The sequence below is a fragment of the Providencia sp. UF-183 genome (assembly GCF_058246155.1).
Genome location: NZ_JBSICD010000015.1, coordinates 66309 through 84334, shown reverse-complemented (window position 1 = coordinate 84334; position 18026 = coordinate 66309). Strand labels below are relative to the sequence as shown.

General features: G+C 42.5%; 19 protein-coding genes. 12 read left to right on the top strand and 7 right to left on the bottom strand.

The window, feature by feature from the left end; genetic code table 11:
- Positions 1–21: 21 nt before the first annotated feature.
- On the top strand, positions 22–1404 hold the full coding sequence (mpl, locus tag AC4IFT_RS14620; RefSeq protein WP_490751688.1) for a UDP-N-acetylmuramate:L-alanyl-gamma-D-glutamyl-meso-diaminopimelate ligase: 1383 nt from the start codon (positions 22–24) through the stop codon (positions 1402–1404).
- A 41-nt stretch (positions 1405–1445) separates the two neighbouring features.
- On the opposite strand, the gene AC4IFT_RS14615 is transcribed toward mpl, so the two are convergent.
- Together AC4IFT_RS14615 and argR are read right to left on the bottom strand one after the other, a co-directional pair.
- Complete coding sequence (locus AC4IFT_RS14615; RefSeq protein WP_490751686.1) at positions 1446–1868, bottom strand: DUF6122 family protein; 423 nt, start codon at positions 1866–1868, stop codon at positions 1446–1448.
- Positions 1869–1955: 87 nt separating this feature from the next.
- On the bottom strand, positions 1956–2426 hold the full coding sequence (gene argR, locus AC4IFT_RS14610; protein WP_369309029.1) for a transcriptional regulator ArgR: 471 nt from the start codon (positions 2424–2426) through the stop codon (positions 1956–1958).
- Positions 2427–2921: 495 nt separating this feature from the next.
- Here argR and mdh point away from each other — a divergent pair, with 495 nt between their 5' ends.
- Complete coding sequence (gene mdh, locus AC4IFT_RS14605; protein WP_273827108.1) at positions 2922–3860, top strand: malate dehydrogenase; 939 nt, start codon at positions 2922–2924, stop codon at positions 3858–3860.
- A gap of 87 nt (positions 3861–3947) precedes the next feature.
- Here mdh and AC4IFT_RS14600 read toward each other — a convergent pair whose 3' ends face one another.
- Positions 3948–4922: a LysR family transcriptional regulator gene (locus AC4IFT_RS14600; RefSeq protein ID WP_225820571.1), complete on the bottom strand. Its 975-nt coding sequence runs from the start codon at positions 4920–4922 to the stop codon at positions 3948–3950.
- 170 nt (positions 4923–5092) lie between these two features.
- On the opposite strand from AC4IFT_RS14600, the gene AC4IFT_RS14595 reads away from it, so the two are divergent.
- Both AC4IFT_RS14595 and metC read left to right on the top strand, forming a co-directional pair.
- Positions 5093–6379, top strand: coding sequence for an amino acid permease (locus AC4IFT_RS14595; protein WP_490751684.1), 1287 nt, complete (start codon positions 5093–5095; stop codon positions 6377–6379).
- Between the two features lie 25 nt (positions 6380–6404).
- Positions 6405–7577, top strand: coding sequence for a cystathionine beta-lyase (metC, locus tag AC4IFT_RS14590; RefSeq protein ID WP_490751682.1), 1173 nt, complete (start codon positions 6405–6407; stop codon positions 7575–7577).
- 87 nt (positions 7578–7664) lie between these two features.
- Here the strand turns inward: metC and AC4IFT_RS14585 are convergent, their stop codons facing one another.
- Positions 7665–7937, bottom strand: coding sequence for a helix-turn-helix domain-containing protein (locus tag AC4IFT_RS14585; RefSeq protein WP_490735710.1), 273 nt, complete (start codon positions 7935–7937; stop codon positions 7665–7667).
- 514 nt (positions 7938–8451) lie between these two features.
- Between AC4IFT_RS14585 and AC4IFT_RS14580 the strand changes: the two genes are divergently transcribed.
- A complete protein-coding gene (locus AC4IFT_RS14580) occupies positions 8452–8814 on the top strand; it encodes a DNA-binding protein (RefSeq protein WP_490735712.1) in 363 nt (120 codons plus the stop codon).
- 120 nt (positions 8815–8934) lie between these two features.
- On the top strand, positions 8935–9297 hold the full coding sequence (locus AC4IFT_RS14575) for a DNA-binding protein (protein ID WP_490735714.1): 363 nt from the start codon (positions 8935–8937) through the stop codon (positions 9295–9297).
- A gap of 34 nt (positions 9298–9331) precedes the next feature.
- On the opposite strand, the gene ispB is transcribed toward AC4IFT_RS14575, so the two are convergent.
- Positions 9332–10303 (bottom strand): octaprenyl diphosphate synthase, encoded by a 972-nt coding sequence (ispB, locus tag AC4IFT_RS14570; protein ID WP_490735716.1) that lies wholly within the window; start codon positions 10301–10303, stop codon positions 9332–9334.
- 335 nt (positions 10304–10638) lie between these two features.
- Between ispB and rplU the strand changes: the two genes are divergently transcribed.
- From rplU to cgtA, 3 genes are all read left to right on the top strand, one after another.
- The gene (gene rplU / locus AC4IFT_RS14565; protein ID WP_004905925.1) at positions 10639–10947 is read left to right on the top strand and encodes a 50S ribosomal protein L21; all 309 of its coding nucleotides are present in this window, start codon (positions 10639–10641) and stop codon (positions 10945–10947) included.
- A 19-nt stretch (positions 10948–10966) separates the two neighbouring features.
- A complete protein-coding gene (rpmA, locus tag AC4IFT_RS14560) occupies positions 10967–11224 on the top strand; it encodes a 50S ribosomal protein L27 (protein WP_004246250.1) in 258 nt (85 codons plus the stop codon).
- A 164-nt stretch (positions 11225–11388) separates the two neighbouring features.
- The gene (gene cgtA / locus AC4IFT_RS14555; RefSeq protein WP_490751681.1) at positions 11389–12564 is read left to right on the top strand and encodes an Obg family GTPase CgtA; all 1176 of its coding nucleotides are present in this window, start codon (positions 11389–11391) and stop codon (positions 12562–12564) included.
- A gap of 60 nt (positions 12565–12624) precedes the next feature.
- Here cgtA and dacB read toward each other — a convergent pair whose 3' ends face one another.
- Entirely contained in the window at positions 12625–14073 is a 1449-nt protein-coding gene (gene dacB / locus AC4IFT_RS14550) for a serine-type D-Ala-D-Ala carboxypeptidase (RefSeq protein ID WP_490735720.1), read from the bottom strand.
- A gap of 245 nt (positions 14074–14318) precedes the next feature.
- Here dacB and greA point away from each other — a divergent pair, with 245 nt between their 5' ends.
- Positions 14319–14795, top strand: coding sequence for a transcription elongation factor GreA (gene greA / locus AC4IFT_RS14545; RefSeq protein WP_219244883.1), 477 nt, complete (start codon positions 14319–14321; stop codon positions 14793–14795).
- Between the two features lie 118 nt (positions 14796–14913).
- Here the strand turns inward: greA and yhbY are convergent, their stop codons facing one another.
- Entirely contained in the window at positions 14914–15207 is a 294-nt protein-coding gene (gene yhbY / locus AC4IFT_RS14540; protein ID WP_490751680.1) for a ribosome assembly RNA-binding protein YhbY, read from the bottom strand.
- Positions 15208–15342: 135 nt separating this feature from the next.
- Here yhbY and rlmE point away from each other — a divergent pair, with 135 nt between their 5' ends.
- Positions 15343–15972 (top strand): 23S rRNA (uridine(2552)-2'-O)-methyltransferase RlmE, encoded by a 630-nt coding sequence (gene rlmE, locus AC4IFT_RS14535; protein ID WP_004905912.1) that lies wholly within the window; start codon positions 15343–15345, stop codon positions 15970–15972.
- 57 nt (positions 15973–16029) lie between these two features.
- A complete protein-coding gene (gene ftsH, locus AC4IFT_RS14530; protein ID WP_490751710.1) occupies positions 16030–18015 on the top strand; it encodes an ATP-dependent zinc metalloprotease FtsH in 1986 nt (661 codons plus the stop codon).
- Positions 18016–18026 lie beyond the last annotated feature (11 nt).

The following is an 18026-nucleotide window of genomic DNA, read 5'->3' as shown; positions in this document are numbered from 1 at the left end:
ATGCTAATTGGATGAAAAAGAATGCACATACATATTTTAGGTATATGCGGTACCTTTATGGGAAGCTTGGCGATATTGGCGCGATCTTTAGGCCATAAAGTGACGGGCTCGGATGCGAATGTTTATCCACCGATGAGCACATTGCTTGAAAATCAAGGTATTGAGCTTATTCAAGGTTATGATCCGGCTCAGCTCGAACCGATTCCAGATATGGTCGTGATTGGCAATGCCATGACACGCGGTAACCCCTGTGTTGAAGCTGTATTAGAACGAGGTTTACCTTACACTTCAGGTCCTCAGTGGTTACATGACCACGTATTGCCTGAGCGTTGGGTACTGGCTGTGGCAGGAACGCACGGTAAAACCACAACCGCAGGAATGCTCGCGTGGATTTTAGAAGATTGCGGCTACAAACCAGGCTTCTTGATTGGTGGTGTACCGGGTAATTTTGATGTGTCCGCCAAGCTAGGCGAAAGCCCATTCTTTGTCATTGAAGCCGATGAATATGATTGTGCCTTCTTTGATAAACGCTCGAAATTTGTGCATTACAGCCCGAAAACGTTGGTCTTAAACAACCTTGAATTCGACCATGCGGATATTTTCGAAAATCTTGAAGCAATCCAAAAACAATTTCATCACCTTGTTCGTATCGTGCCTGCCAGTGGCAAAATCTTCACCCCAGACAATGACAATCATTTAAAACAAGTGATTGGCATGGGTTGTTGGAGTGAGCAAGAGCTGGTGGGCGGTGAACATGGCGAATGGCAAGCAGTGAAGCTAAATCACGATGGCAGCCACTTTGAAGTGTATTATCAGCAAGAAAAAGTGGGTGAAGTTTCTTGGCAGCAAGTCGGCAACCACAATATCCAAAATGGTTTGATGGCGATTGCTGCGGCTCACCATGTTGGTGTGCCTGCGAAAGAAGCTTGCATCGCATTGGATAAATTTATCAATGCACGCCGCCGCCTTGAACTACGTGGTGTGGAAAATGGTGTGAGTGTGTATGATGATTTTGCGCATCATCCAACCGCCATTTTGGCAACACTCGAAGCGTTACGCAGTAAAGTGGGAGGGACTTCTCGCATTATTGCCGTGTTAGAGCCTCGTTCCAATACCATGAAACTGGGCGTGAATAAAAATGATATCGCCCCAGCTTTAGGCCGTGCTGATGAAGTCTTTTTATTCCAACCGGCGAATATTCCGTGGATGGTGACTGACATCGCTGAGAAATGCGTGCAACCTGCTCGCTGGAGTGCAGATATTGAGGCTCTAACCAATATGGTGATTGAGACTGCGCAGCCCGGTGACCATATCCTCGTGATGAGCAACGGTGGTTTTGAAGGTATCCATGGGAAATTGCTGGCAGGCTTAAAAGCCAAAGCAGAAACTGAAGTGGATGACTAATTAAGCCTACAGATAATGATCTAGGTAGACCCCAGTGTTCATTAAGATAGCTGGGGTTTTTTTATGTCTGAAGTGTTGAATGGGCATTGGTCTATCACCCAGCTTAATGTCACTGGGTTATTCATTTCTTTTTTTAAGCTGCCCATATAGCAATCGAGGGAATCGGTAAAAAGATGGAACAAGCACCCGACCGCCACTGCTTTGAGTTTCCACGATGGCATAAACAGTAAGATAACATAGGCAATCGCAGCCCAGACGGAATGAAGAGGGTGGAAGCCAATACCACAACGCTCAGGGTCGAAAATAGGGGTTGCTAGTAAGTGGTCTAAATCGATCGCCATCGTCGCAATCATAATCAACGCAGCTAACTTCCAGTTTTTTCGCCAAAACAGATATGCAAACAAAATGGGCATCAAAAAATGAAAGCCGTAATGCACAATATTGCGAAAAATGTCGAATAGCACGGTAGAGCCCCTAATCTTTGGCTTAAATAAAAAGAGGGAAAGTCGATGCTTTTCCCCCTTAGTGTTACATCAAGCGATTGATGTAACTTAGAGCTCTTGTTCGAACAACGCTAAAATTGCTTCGTATAGCTCTTTTGTCGTGAAGTTATTCGCAGGTGTAGAGAATATTGTATCATCCCCAGCAATACTGCCTAAAATGCCTTCTGCTTTACCTAATGAATCCAGTAAGCGAGCAATTAATTGGGCTGCACCTGGGCTGGTTCGAATCACCACAACCGATGGGTTGTAATCGATATCCAAAACGAGGTTTTTCAATGGGCTGGTGGCTGTCGGCACACCGGGCTCAGCTGGCAGGCAATACACCATTTCCATTTTCGCATTACGAGTGCGAACGGCACCAAACTTGGTGAGCATTCTGGAAATTTTAGATTGATTAATGTTTTCGTAGCCTTCTTCCTGCAAAGCCGTGACAATTTCAGCCTGAGAGCTAAATTTTTCTTCTTTGAGTAGGGCTTTAAAAGCCTTAACTAAGTCTTCTTGTTTAGACGGAGTGCGCATAATTAACCCATTCATCGGCATTAAACTAAGTTGTATTATCCGTAAAAGTGCATTTTTATGCAACAAAATTGCGTTATGATGATTTAATAATCAATGATAACGGAACCTTTAAGGTTTTATGTTATTCCGTTTTCAGCGTGAATGGTTAATTTATCTTAAATAGTTAGTATTAAACATTAGCATAATAGATCAATGAATTTAGCTTATAAAAGTTGTAACTTTATTGTTAACAAAATGGTTTTTGCTTGAATAATGAACAGGAAAAACCACTTATTGTGCGAAAAGCAATAGTGAGAAAAACTATTTGTTAAAAAAGTGCCCGTTATCTCATTAACAGATAAGGAATTTGTTTAGAATGATGGCAATTAGTCGACAAATTCTCTAGCGTTAAACTCTCTCTCTATCTGTTAAGAAATTGTTTTTTATACGTAATGTGTTGAGTGTATAAACAAATAAAGTGATATCTTTTTAAAGTACAAATTAAGGAGTTTCAGAATGAAAGTTGCAGTCCTAGGTGCAGCAGGTGGTATCGGTCAGGCTCTCGCCCTTCTTCTCAAAAACCAGCTTCCAGCCGGTTCAGAACTCTCCCTCTACGACATCGCACCGGTTACTCCAGGTGTTGCTGCTGACTTAAGTCACATCCCAACGGATGTTAAAGTGACGGGTTTTGCGGGTGAAGATGCGAAACCTGCTCTTAAAGGTGCAGATATTGTTCTTATCTCTGCGGGTGTTGCGCGTAAACCAGGCATGGACCGTTCAGACCTGTTTAACATCAACGCAGGCATCGTTCGTAACCTGGTTCAACAAATTGCAGAAACTTGCCCGAAAGCATTAATCGGTATCATCACTAACCCAGTGAACACCACCGTTGCAATCGCTGCTGAAGTTCTGAAAAAAGCCGGTGTATACGACAAAAACCGTTTATTCGGTGTGACCACATTAGATATCATTCGTTCTAATACTTTTGTTGCTGAATTAAAAGGCAAAAACGTCAACGATGTCGAAGTGCCAGTTATCGGTGGTCACTCTGGTGTGACAATTCTGCCTCTGTTATCACAAATTGAAGGCGTAAGCTTCTCTGATGACGAAATCGCAGCGCTGACAAAACGTATCCAAAACGCAGGTACTGAAGTTGTTGAAGCAAAAGCAGGTGGCGGATCAGCGACTCTGTCTATGGGCCAAGCAGCAGCACGTTTAGGTTTATCTTTAATTCGTGGTCTGCAAGGTGAAAGCAACGTGGTTGAGTGTGTTTACACTGAAGGCGAAGGCCAACATGCACGTTTCTTCGCACAACCAGTTGTTTTAGGTAAAAACGGTATCGAAAAACACCTGCCAATCGGCAAATTAAGTGCATTTGAAGAAAAAGCGCTGAAAGATATGTTAGATGTCCTGAAAGCGGATATCGAATTAGGTGAAAAATTCATTAATGGCTAATGCCAATTAATTTTTCCTAATCGAAAAGGTTGAGTTTTTTATTAAACTCAACCTTTTTAGTTTCTGCACGATTATTACGAAGCATGACTATGAGGCGTGCTGGCGCATCCAATGATCCCAATGTGGGTCTGATGGTATTTTTTCCACTAAAAAATCAATAAACGTTCTGATTTTCGGTGAATGCGTATGCGCAGGGTGGTATAAAGCGTACAGCGCAAACGGGGTTGATTTCGGGTCGTAATCCAGCAAAACAGGGATCAGTTCCCCATTTTCAATATAATTGCCTAACATATACGTGGGTAAACAAACGATACCTTGATGGCAACGCGCGGCTTCTAATAAGCCTAAGCTGCTGTTCACCTCAATCATATTATTTATTTCCAAAGGATAGGCGCTACCGTCTTTATCTGTCATTCGCCATGTGTCAGGAATATTTGGGTTAATTAAGCAATTATGTGATGCGATATCGGCAGGGGATTGCGGAATGCCATAACGCTCGAAATAGGTTCGGCTACCGCAATATACCCAATTAATATTGCAAATTTTCCGTAATGCGAAATTCTCAGGTGGGTGGCTGGTAATACGCAACGCAATATCAAAATCCACCTCATTCAAATTAATCAGCTCATCATTAAGATCAACGGATAAACTGACTTTGGGATTTGTTTCGCGGTATTCGCTATATATTTGCATTAAATGGCAGACACCAAATGCAATGGAACAAGTGATCTTTAATTGCCCTTGAGCGTGTTGATAAAAGCTAGCGGTATTAATTAGTGAGTCATCAAGATCAGCCAATAAATTTTGCGATCGTTGCAATAAATAGCGCCCTGCATCGGTTAAAATAAAATTTCGGGTTGTACGCTTTAGCAAGACGACGCCCAGTTGATCCTCTAGCTGCTGTAGCCCTCGACTGACGGATGATGGCGTTACATTCAGCTTTTTTGCAGCTAGGCTAAAGCTATTACATTCGACGATTTTGATGAATAACTCCAAATGTCGAAAAATCGCGTAGCTGTCAATTTTTGCTTTGAACGCAAAAGTGTTTTTATTTATTAGCATTGTCCTGCCCTATCAAACCCGTTTATTCCAGCATACTATAATTGTGAATTTATCGCAGTTTGCTCGCGTCACACCAGTATTAAAAAATGGCGATAATAGAATTAACGCCGACAAATAATGTTGTTCCTAACTTTTTTAATAATTAAATCTATAACGTTGAGGAATAGACTATGTCTAATAGTATTCAGGCAAGTGCAGGTAATCCGATTGATACCAAAAAAATCCCTTTTACAAAATATGATGTGGGTTGGGTAGTTTTATGTATTGGAATGGCGATTGGCTCAGGAATTGTATTTATGCCTGTGCAAATCGGTATTAAAGGTATTTGGGTGTTTATTGCCGCCACGATGCTTTCTTATCCCGCCATATATTGGCTACAAAATTTATATCTCAGAACCTTATCAGAGTCTGAAGAATGTAATGACTATGCGAGTGTTATTACACAATACTTAGGTAAAAACTGGGGGATAGCATTAGGGATAGCGTATTTCTTAATGCTATTGCACGGCATGTTTTCTTATTCATTAGCTGTGACCTTCGACAGCGCCTCGTATATTAAAACCTTTGGGTTAACCGAGGGGCTATTATCTGATTCGGTTTGGTATGGTTTGATTATTATTACGGTACTAGTGGCGATAGCGGCTCAAGGGGAAAGACTGCTGTTTAAAGTGTCTGGCCCAATGGTTATCGTGAAATTTGGTATCATTGTGCTGCTTGGTGTTGTAATGGTGCCATATTGGAACTTTGCCAATATCACCGCATTTCCTGATTTTCTTTCATTTATGCGAGATGTTTTCTTAACGCTGCCATTTACGTTATTTTCTATATTATTTGTACAAATCTTAAGCCCAATGAACATTGCCTATCGTAAGGTCGAAAGCGATAAACGTATTGCCACGTATCGTGCAATACGGGCTAACCGAGTGGCATATATTATTTTAGCGGTTGCTGTCTTGTTCTTTGCGTTTTCTTTTACTTTCTCAATTAGCCATGAACAAGCAGTCTCTGCTTTTGAGCAAAATATCTCTGCATTAGCGATTGCCGCACAGGTTATACCCGGTGCCGTGGTGAAAGTGATGACGGCATTGCTGAATATTTTTGCTATCTTAACGGCATTCTTAGGGATTTACTTGGGCTTCCAAGAAGCGATAAAAGGCATCGTGGTGAATATCCTCACTCGATTCATGCCTGAAGAGCGTATTAACCAAACGGTATTACATTATGGTGTATGCTTAGGGGTGATCATCGCGCTGTGGTTCTGGGTTTCAACACGATTCTCCATCCTGTTCTTTATGCAGTTAGGTGGCCCATTGTTTGGTATCGTTTCTTGCCTAATCCCTTGTTATCTTGTTTACAAAGTGCCTGCACTACACAAATTTAAAGGCCCAACAGTGTGGTTCATCATCTTCTTTGGTGTGCTGTTATGCCTATCGCCATTCTTTAAGTTTTTCGAATAAATAATGATGTTGATGAGAGGATCTCATGAAGAAAAAAGCAGTTTCTGAGTTTCATGTTGATACACAAGTGACCCAGCTTGGAAGAGACCCAGCGAAACAAGCTGGGTTCGTAAACGCTCCCGTTTATCGTGGTTCGACGGTGGTGTTCCCAACGGTTGATGCCTTAATCAACGATAGAGCAGAATTTAACTATGGTACTGCGGGTACGCCGACCATCAAGCAGCTCGAACAGGCTTGGTCTGCACTGGCTGGGGCAGAAGGTACAGTGTTATCACCGTCAGGGTTAGGGGCAATTGTCTTAGCCTTGTTGACGACACTGAAAACGGGCGACCACTTACTGATGCCTGATAGCGTTTATCGGCCAACCCGCAAATTTTGCCATGGGTTACTGGATAAAATGGGGATAGAGACCACTTATTATGACCCGATGATAGGTGCAGAGATTGAAACACTCGTACGGCCAAATACCAGCACCATTTTTTTAGAATCTCCGGGTTCCCAAAGTTTTGAAATTCAAGATGTTCCAGCGATTGTTAACGTTGCGAAGCGGCATAATATTGCCACTATCATCGATAACACATGGGCGACGCCTTTGTTTTTTAAAGCCCATGAACTGGGGTGTGATATTTCATTAGAAGCCGGAACTAAATATTTAGGCGGACATTCTGACTTGCTGATGGGGATTGTTTCTGCAAATCAAGCGTGGTGGCCAAAACTACGTGAAACGTATGATTACATGGCGATGTTGCCGGGAGCGGAAGACTGTTTTCTGGCTTTACGCGGCATGAGAACGCTACCGATTCGCTTAAAAGAAGCCCAAGAAAGAGCATTGGACATAGCCCACTGGCTACAAGAGCGCCCTGAAGTTATTCGAATTTTACATCCTGCATTTCCTGATTGCCCGGGGCATGAAATTTGGAAACGGGATTTCACTGGGTCATCAGGGTTATTTTCTATCGTGTTAGACCCGAAATATACTCAAGCGGATATTGCAAAAATGCTTGATGGGTTATCCATTTTTGGTATGGGTTATTCATGGGGCGGTTTTGAAAGCTTAATTATTCCATTTAATTGCGCGGAATATCGCACAGTCACCCATTGGGATCCGGGAGGTCCTACATTGCGACTTCAAATTGGTTTAGAAAATCTGGATGATTTAAAACAAGACTTGGCTGACGGTTTTGCGCGTATGCAATAATATTCTCTTTATTGAATAATGATAAAAAGATAAAGCCGTGAATAAATACATTTTTATTCACGGCTTTATAGTTATTTTCATTTGGTTTTAATCTTCCTCTGTCGTTTTTTCTCTTACCTTTCTTTCTAATAAATCACCAGTAATCGGGTCATAATAGCGGCTAGGCCAGATTTCAGATGGGTGGATCCCTAAAAAATTGGCAATAATCCATTCTCCTTTAGGCCATGGACGTGAAAGGGCATTCGCAAGCGTTGAAGAACTCAGCCCTGCTTCACGTGAAATAGCCGCAAGAGTCGTCCCGCGCTTACGTAATGCTGCGATGATATCTGCTGGGTGCCAGTCTGACTTCCGTAAAATCATTTTTTAGTCCTTTTTTCATTCAGAATCATGTAGAGTTAATGGTACGAGTAACGGGATATTGTGATACATTCAATACAATCGTCCTGTTATAGGAAATAAAATAACAGAAATTTCCCAAAATAATTTCTTATTTTTTCTTAAAACCCTATTTTATGAAACTGTCGTGGTTTTTGTGAAATCAAATAGAAAGCTAGAATTAATAACTGTGAATTAAGATAAAACTTTGAAAATAAAACTAACTCTTTCGAGTTAGTATTGGGATGGACGTATTTACTGTCGCTCGTTACTTGTATTGGTAATATAACTAATTTACGCAATAAAATTACTTAAATTATTAGCGAGTAAATTATTTAATTATCTGTTATTAAAAGAAATTAGAACACAAATAACATATGTCATTTGTATATTATTATTTCCTGTTATTAATAAAATGAATAGGTTAACGGTTTTTAAGAAAATATAGATAGTTTTCAGCAACTATAAATACATTGTCATCAGGACTAGGAGGGTCAGTATGTACAAGGAATGGCTAACAGCAAAAGAGTTAGTTGGGTTGCATGGGCTTCCTATGACAACTCAAGGTATTAATGCCATGGCTAGGCGTGAAAATTGGACTTGTCGCAAAAGAAAAGGTGTTCAAGGCAAGGCGCTGGAATACCACATTAGTTCTCTACCTATCGATATTTTTGAAGGCCAGTTTGTGAGTGAAGTTTCGCCAATTTATCAGGTAAAACGAAATGACAATTCGTTTATTTGGCAAGAAGCTTACAACCAACTTTCCCATGATGAGCGTGAGGTGATTTTAGCCTTCATTATACGCGAAGGGGCGTTAGCACTAATTGATTTAATTAATAAAAAGCCATTTACAAATACTTAATTTGTAAATAATTAATTATATAAAAATAATATTATATTTAGTCTAAATCTTTTTTTAACAGATGACAGTTTGGTAAAGCTGCAACAGCAGATTTCATAATATAAGCGTGAAAGTGAAGATATGAAAAAATTGTGGTTCACTGCGAAAGAGCTCGCAGGGCTAGAAGGTCTCCCCACCTCGCCACAGGGAGTTAACCTCATGGCGAGACGAGAAGGCTGGAAAAATCGACGAAAGCGAGGCGTTCAAGGTAAAGCTGTTGAGTATTATATTGAAAGCCTACCGAGTGAAATTCAAGGCCAATTAAACTTATACGAGCCATCAGTGCCTTATCAAAGCCAACGAACAGATGCATTACAAATCTGGTCTGAAGCTTACTATCAACTGACAGAGACCGAGCGCAATAAAATCGTTAAATACATTTTGCGTTACGGACTATCTTCACTTCTGGCACAGATAGCGGAAGACGAAAAAGGGGAAAAATAACTTTCCCCTTTTCTTAAACAGTTTATAGCGAGTTTTAGGAATGACGTTGGATAGCGATATGAGCAAGCCCAATTAAAGCTTCTTTATAAATAGAATCATCAATGGCATTTAATGCATCAATCGCTTTTTGTGCTTCTTGCTGTGCACGTGCATAGGTGTACTCAAGTGAACCGCACCGTTTCATCGTTGCTAAAACAGTCTCTAACAAGTGACGTCCATTGCCCTGTTCAATAGCTTGGCGAATCAATGCAGACTCTTCTTCATTTCCATTTTGCATGGCGTGAAGAAGAGGAAGCGTTGGCTTACCTTCGTCGAGGTCATCGCCCGTATTTTTACCTAACTGAGCGTTATCAGCGTCATAATCCAATAAATCGTCAATTAATTGGAAGGCTGTGCCAATGTAACGGCCATAATCCTGTAATGCTTTTTCTTGCTCAGACGTTGCATTCGCTAAAATAGCGGATGCGTGAGCCGCAGCTTCGAATAAACGTGCCGTTTTACTGTAGATGACTTGCATGTAGTTTTCTTCAGTAATATTCGGATCATTACAGTTCATCAGCTGTAAGACTTCGCCTTCTGCGATCACATTAGTGGCTTCAGACATGAGCTTGAGGACGCGCATCGAATCAAGATCCGTCATCATCTGGAAGGATCGTGTGTAAATAAAGTCACCCACTAGCACACTTGCAGCGTTACCAAACACCGCATTTGCGGTTTGTTTTCCACGACGCATGTCCGATTCATCAACAACATCATCATGCAATAATGTTGCGGTATGGATGAATTCGATCAAGGCTGCAACTTGGGTATGTTTATGCCCAGAGTAGCCTAAGGATCTTCCAGCCAGTATCGCGATCATTGGGCGGATCCTTTTGCCTCCACCACTGACAATGTAATAACCAAGCTGGTTAATTAGCGCAACATCTGAATTCAATTGACTGAGGATGGCTTCGTTTACCGCTGACATATCCTCAGTTGTTAGTTCAATAATAGATTCTAAATTCATCGTAATTTATTCATATTATTAGTTTTTGGTTCATTCCCTGAATAGTAAAATGGGAGACCGAATAGAACACTTATACCATTAGCATAACATTATTAATAATAAGATTATCAGGTGTGATGCAAAAAATGTTTAAATAAGTAACAATTTGAGTTATTGGCACTAAATCAGTACTAAAAAGAGGTTGTTGAGAAAAAAGTCGTATTTTTTGTCATCTAACCGCATTATTGGCTTGTGTTCTGATGCTTTTTTGCGTAGAATTCGCGCCCTATTGTGAATATTTTATAGCGTGCTCTGGAATTGAAATATTTAGCGAGTACGCGGAAAGCGGAGTTAATATGTACGCGGTTTTCCAAAGTGGTGGTAAACAACACCGAGTTAGCGAAGGTCAAACTGTCCGCCTAGAAAAGCTGGACATCGCAACAGGTGAAACTGTTGAATTTGATCAAGTTTTAATGGTTGCTAATGGCGATGAGATCCAAATCGGCGCTCCTGTCGTTGAAGGCGTTAAAGTGAAAGCGGAAGTGGTTGCACACGGTCGTGGCGAGAAAGTTAAAATCGTCAAATTCCGTCGTCGTAAACATAGCCGTAAACAACAGGGTCATCGTCAGTGGTTCACTGATGTTAAGATCACTGTCATCGCTTAAGATTTAGGAGAGCAGATTAATGGCACATAAAAAGGCTGGTGGTTCGACTCGTAACGGTCGTGACTCAGAAGCAAAACGTTTAGGTGTTAAACGTTTTGGTGGTGAAGCTGTATTAGCAGGTAGCATCATCGTTCGTCAACGTGGTACTAAGTTCCACGCAGGCACCAACGTAGGTTGTGGCCGTGACCACACTCTGTTCGCATTAGCGGATGGTAAAGTGAAATTTGAAGTTAAAGGTCCAAACAATCGTAAATTTATCAGCATCGAAGCTGAATAAGTTTTCTGATCTTTAATTCAGACTTAAAGCCCTGCAAAACTTTTTGCGGGGCTTTTTATATTCAGATATTTGATCTTTAATGAACTACACACGTATTAAAGATGCACCATCTCTGAGTAGAACAGCCATCCAGCGTTATGCGGCTCAGAAGCGGAGAGAGAATTATGAAATTTGTAGATGAAGCCAAAATATTGGTCGTGGCAGGAGATGGTGGCAATGGTTGTGTCAGCTTCCGCCGTGAAAAATACATCCCGAAAGGGGGACCTGACGGTGGTGACGGTGGCGATGGTGGGGACGTTTACTTACAAGCAGACGAAAACCTCAACACGTTAATCGATTACCGCTTTGAAAAATCATTCCGTGCAGAACGTGGTCAAAATGGCCAAAGCCGTGAATGTACAGGTAAACGTGGTCAAGATATCACGGTTAAAGTGCCGATAGGAACGCGTGTACGCGATCTTGGCACTAACGAAGTACTTTGTGACATGACGCGTCATGAACAGCGCCACATGGTCGCTAAGGGCGGTTTCCATGGCCTCGGAAATACCCGTTTTAAATCATCAGTAAACCGTGCTCCGCGCCAACGTACCATGGGTACGAAAGGTGAGACACGCGAAATACTGTTAGAATTGATGCTGTTAGCAGATGTTGGGATGTTGGGAATGCCTAATGCAGGTAAATCCACCTTCATTCGTTCTGTTTCTGCGGCAAAACCCAAAGTGGCAGACTATCCGTTTACCACATTAGTGCCAAGCTTAGGTGTGGTGCGTATGGACAACGAGCAAAGCTTCGTTGTGGCGGATATCCCGGGGTTGATCGAAGGGGCTGCGGAAGGTGCAGGTCTTGGGATCCAATTCCTGAAACACTTAGAACGTTGCCGCGTCTTGCTGCACCTGATCGACATTTGCCCGATCGATGAATCTGATCCTGTTGAAAATGCGAAGATCATTGTCAGCGAATTAGAAAAATACAGTGAAAAATTGGCAGCGAAACCACGTTGGTTAGTCTTCAACAAGATTGATATCTTAGGCGAAGAAGAATCTGCGGCACGTGCAGCTGAGATTGCCAAAGCAATGGGCTGGGAAGATAAATTCTATATGATTTCAGCAGTTAACCATGAAGGTGTGAAAGCACTGTGCTGGGATATCATGGAGTTTATGAATACTCAACCACGTGATATGGCAACGACTGAAGATATGCAGCAACCAGAGAAAGTTGAATTCATGTGGGATGATTACCACAAAGAGCAACTTTCTGGCGCTGAAGATGTTGATGATGACTGGGATGATGATTGGGATGAAGATGACGACGAAGGTGTCGAAATCATTTACCAAAAATAATTTATCTTAGAAATACAAAAAGGCGCAAAAGCGCCTTTTTTAATGAATGAAACTTAGCAATTAGTTGTTTTTATACAGGTCTTTATATAACCGACTTTCGAAACGAACTAAGGGTACTCTGCGGCTACGTTGTTGGCTTTGTGGAACCGCATAAGCAGAGATAAACTGCACGAATGCAACGCGTTGCCCGCTTGCGGTGGTAATAAAGCCTGCGAGGTTATATACCCCTTGCAATGCCCCTGTTTTTGCTGAAACTTTCCCATTTACACCCGCTTCGTCGAAGCCACCGCGGTAGCGCAATGTGCCATCGTGACCTGCGAGAGGGAGCATGGAAATGAAATCAAGCTGTTGATCATTTTTGGCAATAAACTGGAGGATCTCCATCATCGTTGCTGGCGTGATCAAGTTGTGGCGCGAAAGCCCAGATCCATCCACCATTACGGTATTACCAAGATCGATCCCCGCTTTTTGTTTCAGCACTTGCCGGACAGCATCGGATCCTGATCGCCAAGTTCCCGGAACGCCATAATATTCACGACCAATTGTCCGAAAAACAGTATCAGCAATCATGTTGTCGGATTTTTTCAGCATCACTTTAAGTAAGTCATGGAGTGGTTTAGATTCTGTTTTAACCAACACTTGTGATTGTGCGGTTGGCTGTGTGCGTTTTTTGACATTGCCAGTGAGCTCAATGCCAGCAGTTTTTAATTCATTTTTGACAATCGCCCCTGAGTAGCTCGCCCCATTTTGCACTGCAAAAGCGAGAGGAAGCGGTTCACTGCGCTGGGTCAAGCAGCCTGTTAAGGTATAGCGGTTTAATTCCCCAGGCACGACGTCTAATTCACAGTAACGTGCTTCTGGCGAGCCCTTCGCGAGTGTTTTAACTTCGCTGAACATATTCACAGGGTAAAAATTGGCGGTTTTGATAAACGCCATATCCCCAGCGCGTTCGGCTGGATAAAGCGAAACTGAAAAGCAATTTCGGTCAATGATTGCAGCGGCTGGTGGGGCACTAAAGCACTGGGTCATATCATTCCACACCCAACCAGGCGCTTTATCGTGGCTGGCGAAGGCAGAAATATCGACAATTAAGTCACCCTCGACCTTGTGGATACCAATTTGCTTCAGCGCATTTGCCATATTACGAATTTGTTGGCGGGTGAGGGTTGGGTCGCCACTAAAGCGAATCACTAAATCCCCCGATAGCGTATTATTATTCAGTTTGGCGCTGGTTTCGAAATTGGTGACAAAACGGTAGTCTGGCCCTAGTTGCAGCAACGCGGCGAGAGCAGTAACGACTTTTTGTGTACTTGCAGGGAGCGCCATTTGTTGTGCATTATAGTCAATCAATGGGGTATTACTTCCCACTTTCTGCGCGACCAGAGCGAGGTTAGTGCCGTCTGGCAAGTGTTGCTTGTACTCATCAATAGGGATAGCAAAAACTTGGCTACTGGCTAAGGTAATCCCAAAAGTGAGTATCCATTTTCTGGTTAAGTTAAGTAATGACATAGATTTCACGCATTAAAGTGGACATACTGCACATACTAAAGTGTAATGCCTTATAAAGTAAACGATGACCCGTTATTAAGTCTCAGTTAAAATAACGTACATTATGATAAGATAAATGAGTACATGAGTCTGATTGAGTTATTTACTTAGAGCCCCCCTGATTTTCAGAGGTGTTCGGTGTACTGTTGTTACAAAATCAGGAAGATACTTGTTTTTAGATAGGATTGAAACCGAGGTATTTATTAATGAAACAGATCCCGATGACGGTATTTGGTGCGGACAAACTAAGAGAGGAACTTGAGTTCCTGAAATCTGTCCGCCGCCCAGAAATCATTGCGTCCATTGCCGAAGCGCGTGAACACGGTGATTTGAAAGAAAATGCGGAATATCATGCAGCTCGTGAGCAGCAAGGTTTTTGTGAAGGCCGTATTCAAGAAATCGAAGGGAAACTTTCACACGCACAAGTTATTGATGTGACCAAAATGGTCAACAATGGTCGCGTGATTTTCGGTGCAACAGTAACGGTATTGAATGTTGATACTGATGAAGAGCTGACGTATCGTATTGTGGGTGATGACGAAGCGGATATTAAAGTGAATTTAATTTCTGTTAACTCGCCGATAGCGCGCGGTTTGATTGGGAAAGAGGTCGATGATGCGGTCTCAATCAAAACCCCAGGCGGAGATGTCGAGTTCGAAATTCTTAAAGTTGAGTATATCTGATTCCTATTTCCCTGAATTAGCTATATTATTTCCCTGATTTAAAGAAAAAGGCCGCAGGCGGCCTTTTTCTTCATATAAAACGTGCTTTCAATGGCATTTTTATATAAATGATGGGTTATTATTTAGGTAAAATGATTTTGCGATCTGCCGACGAGCGATAGATGACAAGAATTTTACCAATAATTTGTACATTTACTGCACCAGTTTCGCGAACAATCGCATCAGCGATCAAATTTTTGGTATCACGATCTTCGCCTGCGATTTTGACTTTGATAAGCTCATGATGGGCTAATGAAAGTTCAATCTCGGCTAAGACACCTTCGGTTAAGCCGTTGTTGCCAATCATAACAACAGGGTTTAAGTGGTGAGCGAGACTTTTTAGGTGCTGAATTTGTTTTTTATTAAGATTCATCGATTTTTTGCTTGGTTAGTATTGAAAATGGCTTATTCTACCGCCATCTGATATCTATCACCATCAATTATATCTGTTCGATGGTAAAGAAGCAGCAATATCGTTGTAGATCTTTTAGTATAGTTGGAAAGCACAATGGCCAATAAAAAACGTTCGGCAAGCTCAAGTCGCTGGTTGCAAGAACATTTTAGTGATAAATATGTTCAGCAAGCACAAAAGAAAGGGTTACGCTCACGTGCATGGTTTAAACTGGAGGAAATCCAGCAAGGTGATAAAATTTTTAAACCAGGTATGACCGTTGTTGATTTAGGTGCCGCCCCGGGGGGCTGGTCACAATACGTTGTTAGTCAAATAGGTCATAATGGTCGAGTGATTGCATGTGACTTATTACCGATGGACCCAATCGTTGGCGTTGATTTCCTGCAAGGGGATTTTCGTGACGAAGCAGTGCTCGCCGCTTTGCTAGAACGAGTAGGCGACAAAAAAGTACAGGTGGTCATGTCTGACATGGCGCCAAATATGAGTGGGACACCGGCTGTTGATATACCTCGCTCTATGTATCTGGTTGAATTAGCATTGGATATGTGCCGTGCAGTATTGGCACCTGGAGGAAGTTTCATTGTTAAAGTGTTTCAGGGAGAAGGCTTTGACGACTACCTTAGGGATATCCGTTCCCTGTTTACGAAAGTAAAAGTTCGTAAACCTGAATCTTCGCGGGCTCGATCGCGTGAAGTATACATTGTAGCGACAGGACTAAAACTATAGTACCCTGAGCGTTATTTGTTAACACAGTTGTAATATGAGGTTAATCCCTTGAGTGACATGGCGAAAAACCTGATTCTCTGGTTAGTCATCGCAGTTGTTCTGATGTCCTTGTTCCAGAGTTTTGGCCCAAGCGATTCGAATAGTCGCAGAGTTGATTATTCAACGTTTATCAATGAGTTAGCCCAGGATCAGGTACGTGAAGTTCGTATCACAGGTCGTGAATTGAACGTCAGAAAGGCTGATAATAGCCGCTATACAACTTATCTTCCTATGCAGGACGAGAAGCTGTTAGACACCATGCTGAACAAGCATGTAACTGTCGTTGGTGAACCACCAGAAGAACCTAGCTTACTGACATCTATTTTCATTTCCTGGTTCCCAATGCTTCTGTTGATTGGTGTCTGGATTTTCTTTATGCGCCAAATGCAAGGCGGCGGCGGCAAAGGGGCAATGTCATTCGGCAAAAGTAAAGCCCGCATGCTGACAGAAGATCAGATCAAAACAACATTTGCAGACGTTGCTGGGTGTGACGAAGCCAAAGAAGAAGTAGGTGAGATTGTTGAGTTCCTGCGCGAACCGGCTCGCTTCCAAAAACTTGGCGGTAAAATTCCTAAAGGCGTCCTGATGGTAGGCCCTCCAGGTACGGGTAAAACCTTACTTGCGAAAGCTATCGCAGGCGAAGCTAAAGTGCCATTCTTCACCATTTCGGGTTCCGACTTCGTCGAAATGTTTGTGGGTGTGGGTGCTTCGCGTGTTCGTGATATGTTCGAACAAGCGAAAAAAGCAGCGCCTTGTATCATCTTTATCGATGAAATCGATGCCGTGGGTCGCCAACGTGGTGCCGGTTTAGGTGGTGGTCACGATGAACGTGAGCAAACCCTGAACCAGATGCTGGTTGAGATGGACGGTTTCGAAGGCAACGAAGGGATTATTGTTATCGCGGCAACCAACCGTGCAGACGTTCTTGACCCTGCGTTATTACGTCCAGGCCGTTTTGACCGTCAGGTCGTCGTTGGTTTACCAGACGTACGTGGCCGTGAACAAATCCTGAAAGTGCATATGCGTCGTGTGCCTATCGACCCAAGCGTAGACACATTCATTCTTGCTCGTGCAACACCTGGTTTCTCAGGTGCTGAATTAGCAAACTTGGTTAACGAAGCTGCACTGTTTGCCGCTCGCGCAAATATGCGTGTCGTTTCCATGGTTGAATTTGAAAAAGCGCGTGACAAAATTTGGATGGGTGCAGAGCGTCGTTCTCTGATGATGACCGAAGAGCAAAAAGAATCAACGGCTTACCACGAAGGTGGCCACATGATTATCGGTCACTTAATGCCAGAGCATGACCCTGTTCATAAAGTTACCATTGTTCCTCGTGGTCAAGCATTGGGTGTGGCGTTCTTCTTACCAGAAGGTGATGAAGTGAGCCGTAGCCGCTTGAAACTCGAAGGTATGATTGCAACGGCATATGCAGGTCGTATTGCCGAAGAACTGATTTACGGTCGTGAAAAAGTCACTACAGGTGCTTCTTCCGATATTCAGTTTGCAACCAATACAGCACGTAACATGGTGACACAGTGGGGCTTCTCAGACCGCTTAGGACCAATGCAATACTCGAAAGAAGAAGGTCCTGCATTCTTAGGTCGTTCTTCTGGTAATGGTTCTGGAATTTCTGATGAAACAGCACGCATCGTTGATGAAGAAATCAAGAAAATCTTAGACCACTGTTACCAACTGGCTTACAAAACGCTGGAAGACAATATCGATATTCTACATGCAACGAAAGATGCATTGCTGAAATATGAAACTATCGATATGCCAATGATTGATGATTTAATGAATCGTCGTCCAGTGCGTGAACCTGCGGGTTGGGATGAGGACAAAAAAGTCAGCAATGTGACAGGAACATTTGGTAAAGGTCCATCAAATGTTGAGAAAACAGCTGAAAAACCTCAATCTGAAGAACCTCAGAACAGTGCTGAAGAGCCAAGCAATACTTCTGATGAATCTAATCCATCGGATAATAACGATAACAAGCCGCAATAAGCTGTCGTTAA

Bases quoted from the DNA above. Each gene is read 5' to 3' on its own strand.
- mpl (WP_490751688.1), top strand. From the start codon at position 22: ATGCACATACATATTTTAGGTATATGCGGTACCTTTATGGGAAGCTTG.
- argR (WP_369309029.1), bottom strand. From the start codon at position 2,426: ATGCGCACTCCGTCTAAACAAGAAGACTTAGTTAAGGCTTTTAAAGCC.
- mdh (WP_273827108.1), top strand. From the start codon at position 2,922: ATGAAAGTTGCAGTCCTAGGTGCAGCAGGTGGTATCGGTCAGGCTCTC.
- AC4IFT_RS14600 (WP_225820571.1), bottom strand. From the start codon at position 4,922: ATGCTAATAAATAAAAACACTTTTGCGTTCAAAGCAAAAATTGACAGC.
- AC4IFT_RS14595 (WP_490751684.1), top strand. From the start codon at position 5,093: ATGTCTAATAGTATTCAGGCAAGTGCAGGTAATCCGATTGATACCAAA.
- metC (WP_490751682.1), top strand. From the start codon at position 6,405: ATGAAGAAAAAAGCAGTTTCTGAGTTTCATGTTGATACACAAGTGACC.
- AC4IFT_RS14585 (WP_490735710.1), bottom strand. From the start codon at position 7,937: ATGATTTTACGGAAGTCAGACTGGCACCCAGCAGATATCATCGCAGCA.
- AC4IFT_RS14580 (WP_490735712.1), top strand. From the start codon at position 8,452: ATGTACAAGGAATGGCTAACAGCAAAAGAGTTAGTTGGGTTGCATGGG.
- AC4IFT_RS14575 (WP_490735714.1), top strand. From the start codon at position 8,935: ATGAAAAAATTGTGGTTCACTGCGAAAGAGCTCGCAGGGCTAGAAGGT.
- ispB (WP_490735716.1), bottom strand. From the start codon at position 10,303: ATGAATTTAGAATCTATTATTGAACTAACAACTGAGGATATGTCAGCG.
- rplU (WP_004905925.1), top strand. From the start codon at position 10,639: ATGTACGCGGTTTTCCAAAGTGGTGGTAAACAACACCGAGTTAGCGAA.
- rpmA (WP_004246250.1), top strand. From the start codon at position 10,967: ATGGCACATAAAAAGGCTGGTGGTTCGACTCGTAACGGTCGTGACTCA.
- cgtA (WP_490751681.1), top strand. From the start codon at position 11,389: ATGAAATTTGTAGATGAAGCCAAAATATTGGTCGTGGCAGGAGATGGT.
- dacB (WP_490735720.1), bottom strand. From the start codon at position 14,073: ATGTCATTACTTAACTTAACCAGAAAATGGATACTCACTTTTGGGATT.
- greA (WP_219244883.1), top strand. From the start codon at position 14,319: ATGAAACAGATCCCGATGACGGTATTTGGTGCGGACAAACTAAGAGAG.
- yhbY (WP_490751680.1), bottom strand. From the start codon at position 15,207: ATGAATCTTAATAAAAAACAAATTCAGCACCTAAAAAGTCTCGCTCAC.
- rlmE (WP_004905912.1), top strand. From the start codon at position 15,343: ATGGCCAATAAAAAACGTTCGGCAAGCTCAAGTCGCTGGTTGCAAGAA.
- ftsH (WP_490751710.1), top strand. From the start codon at position 16,030: ATGGCGAAAAACCTGATTCTCTGGTTAGTCATCGCAGTTGTTCTGATG.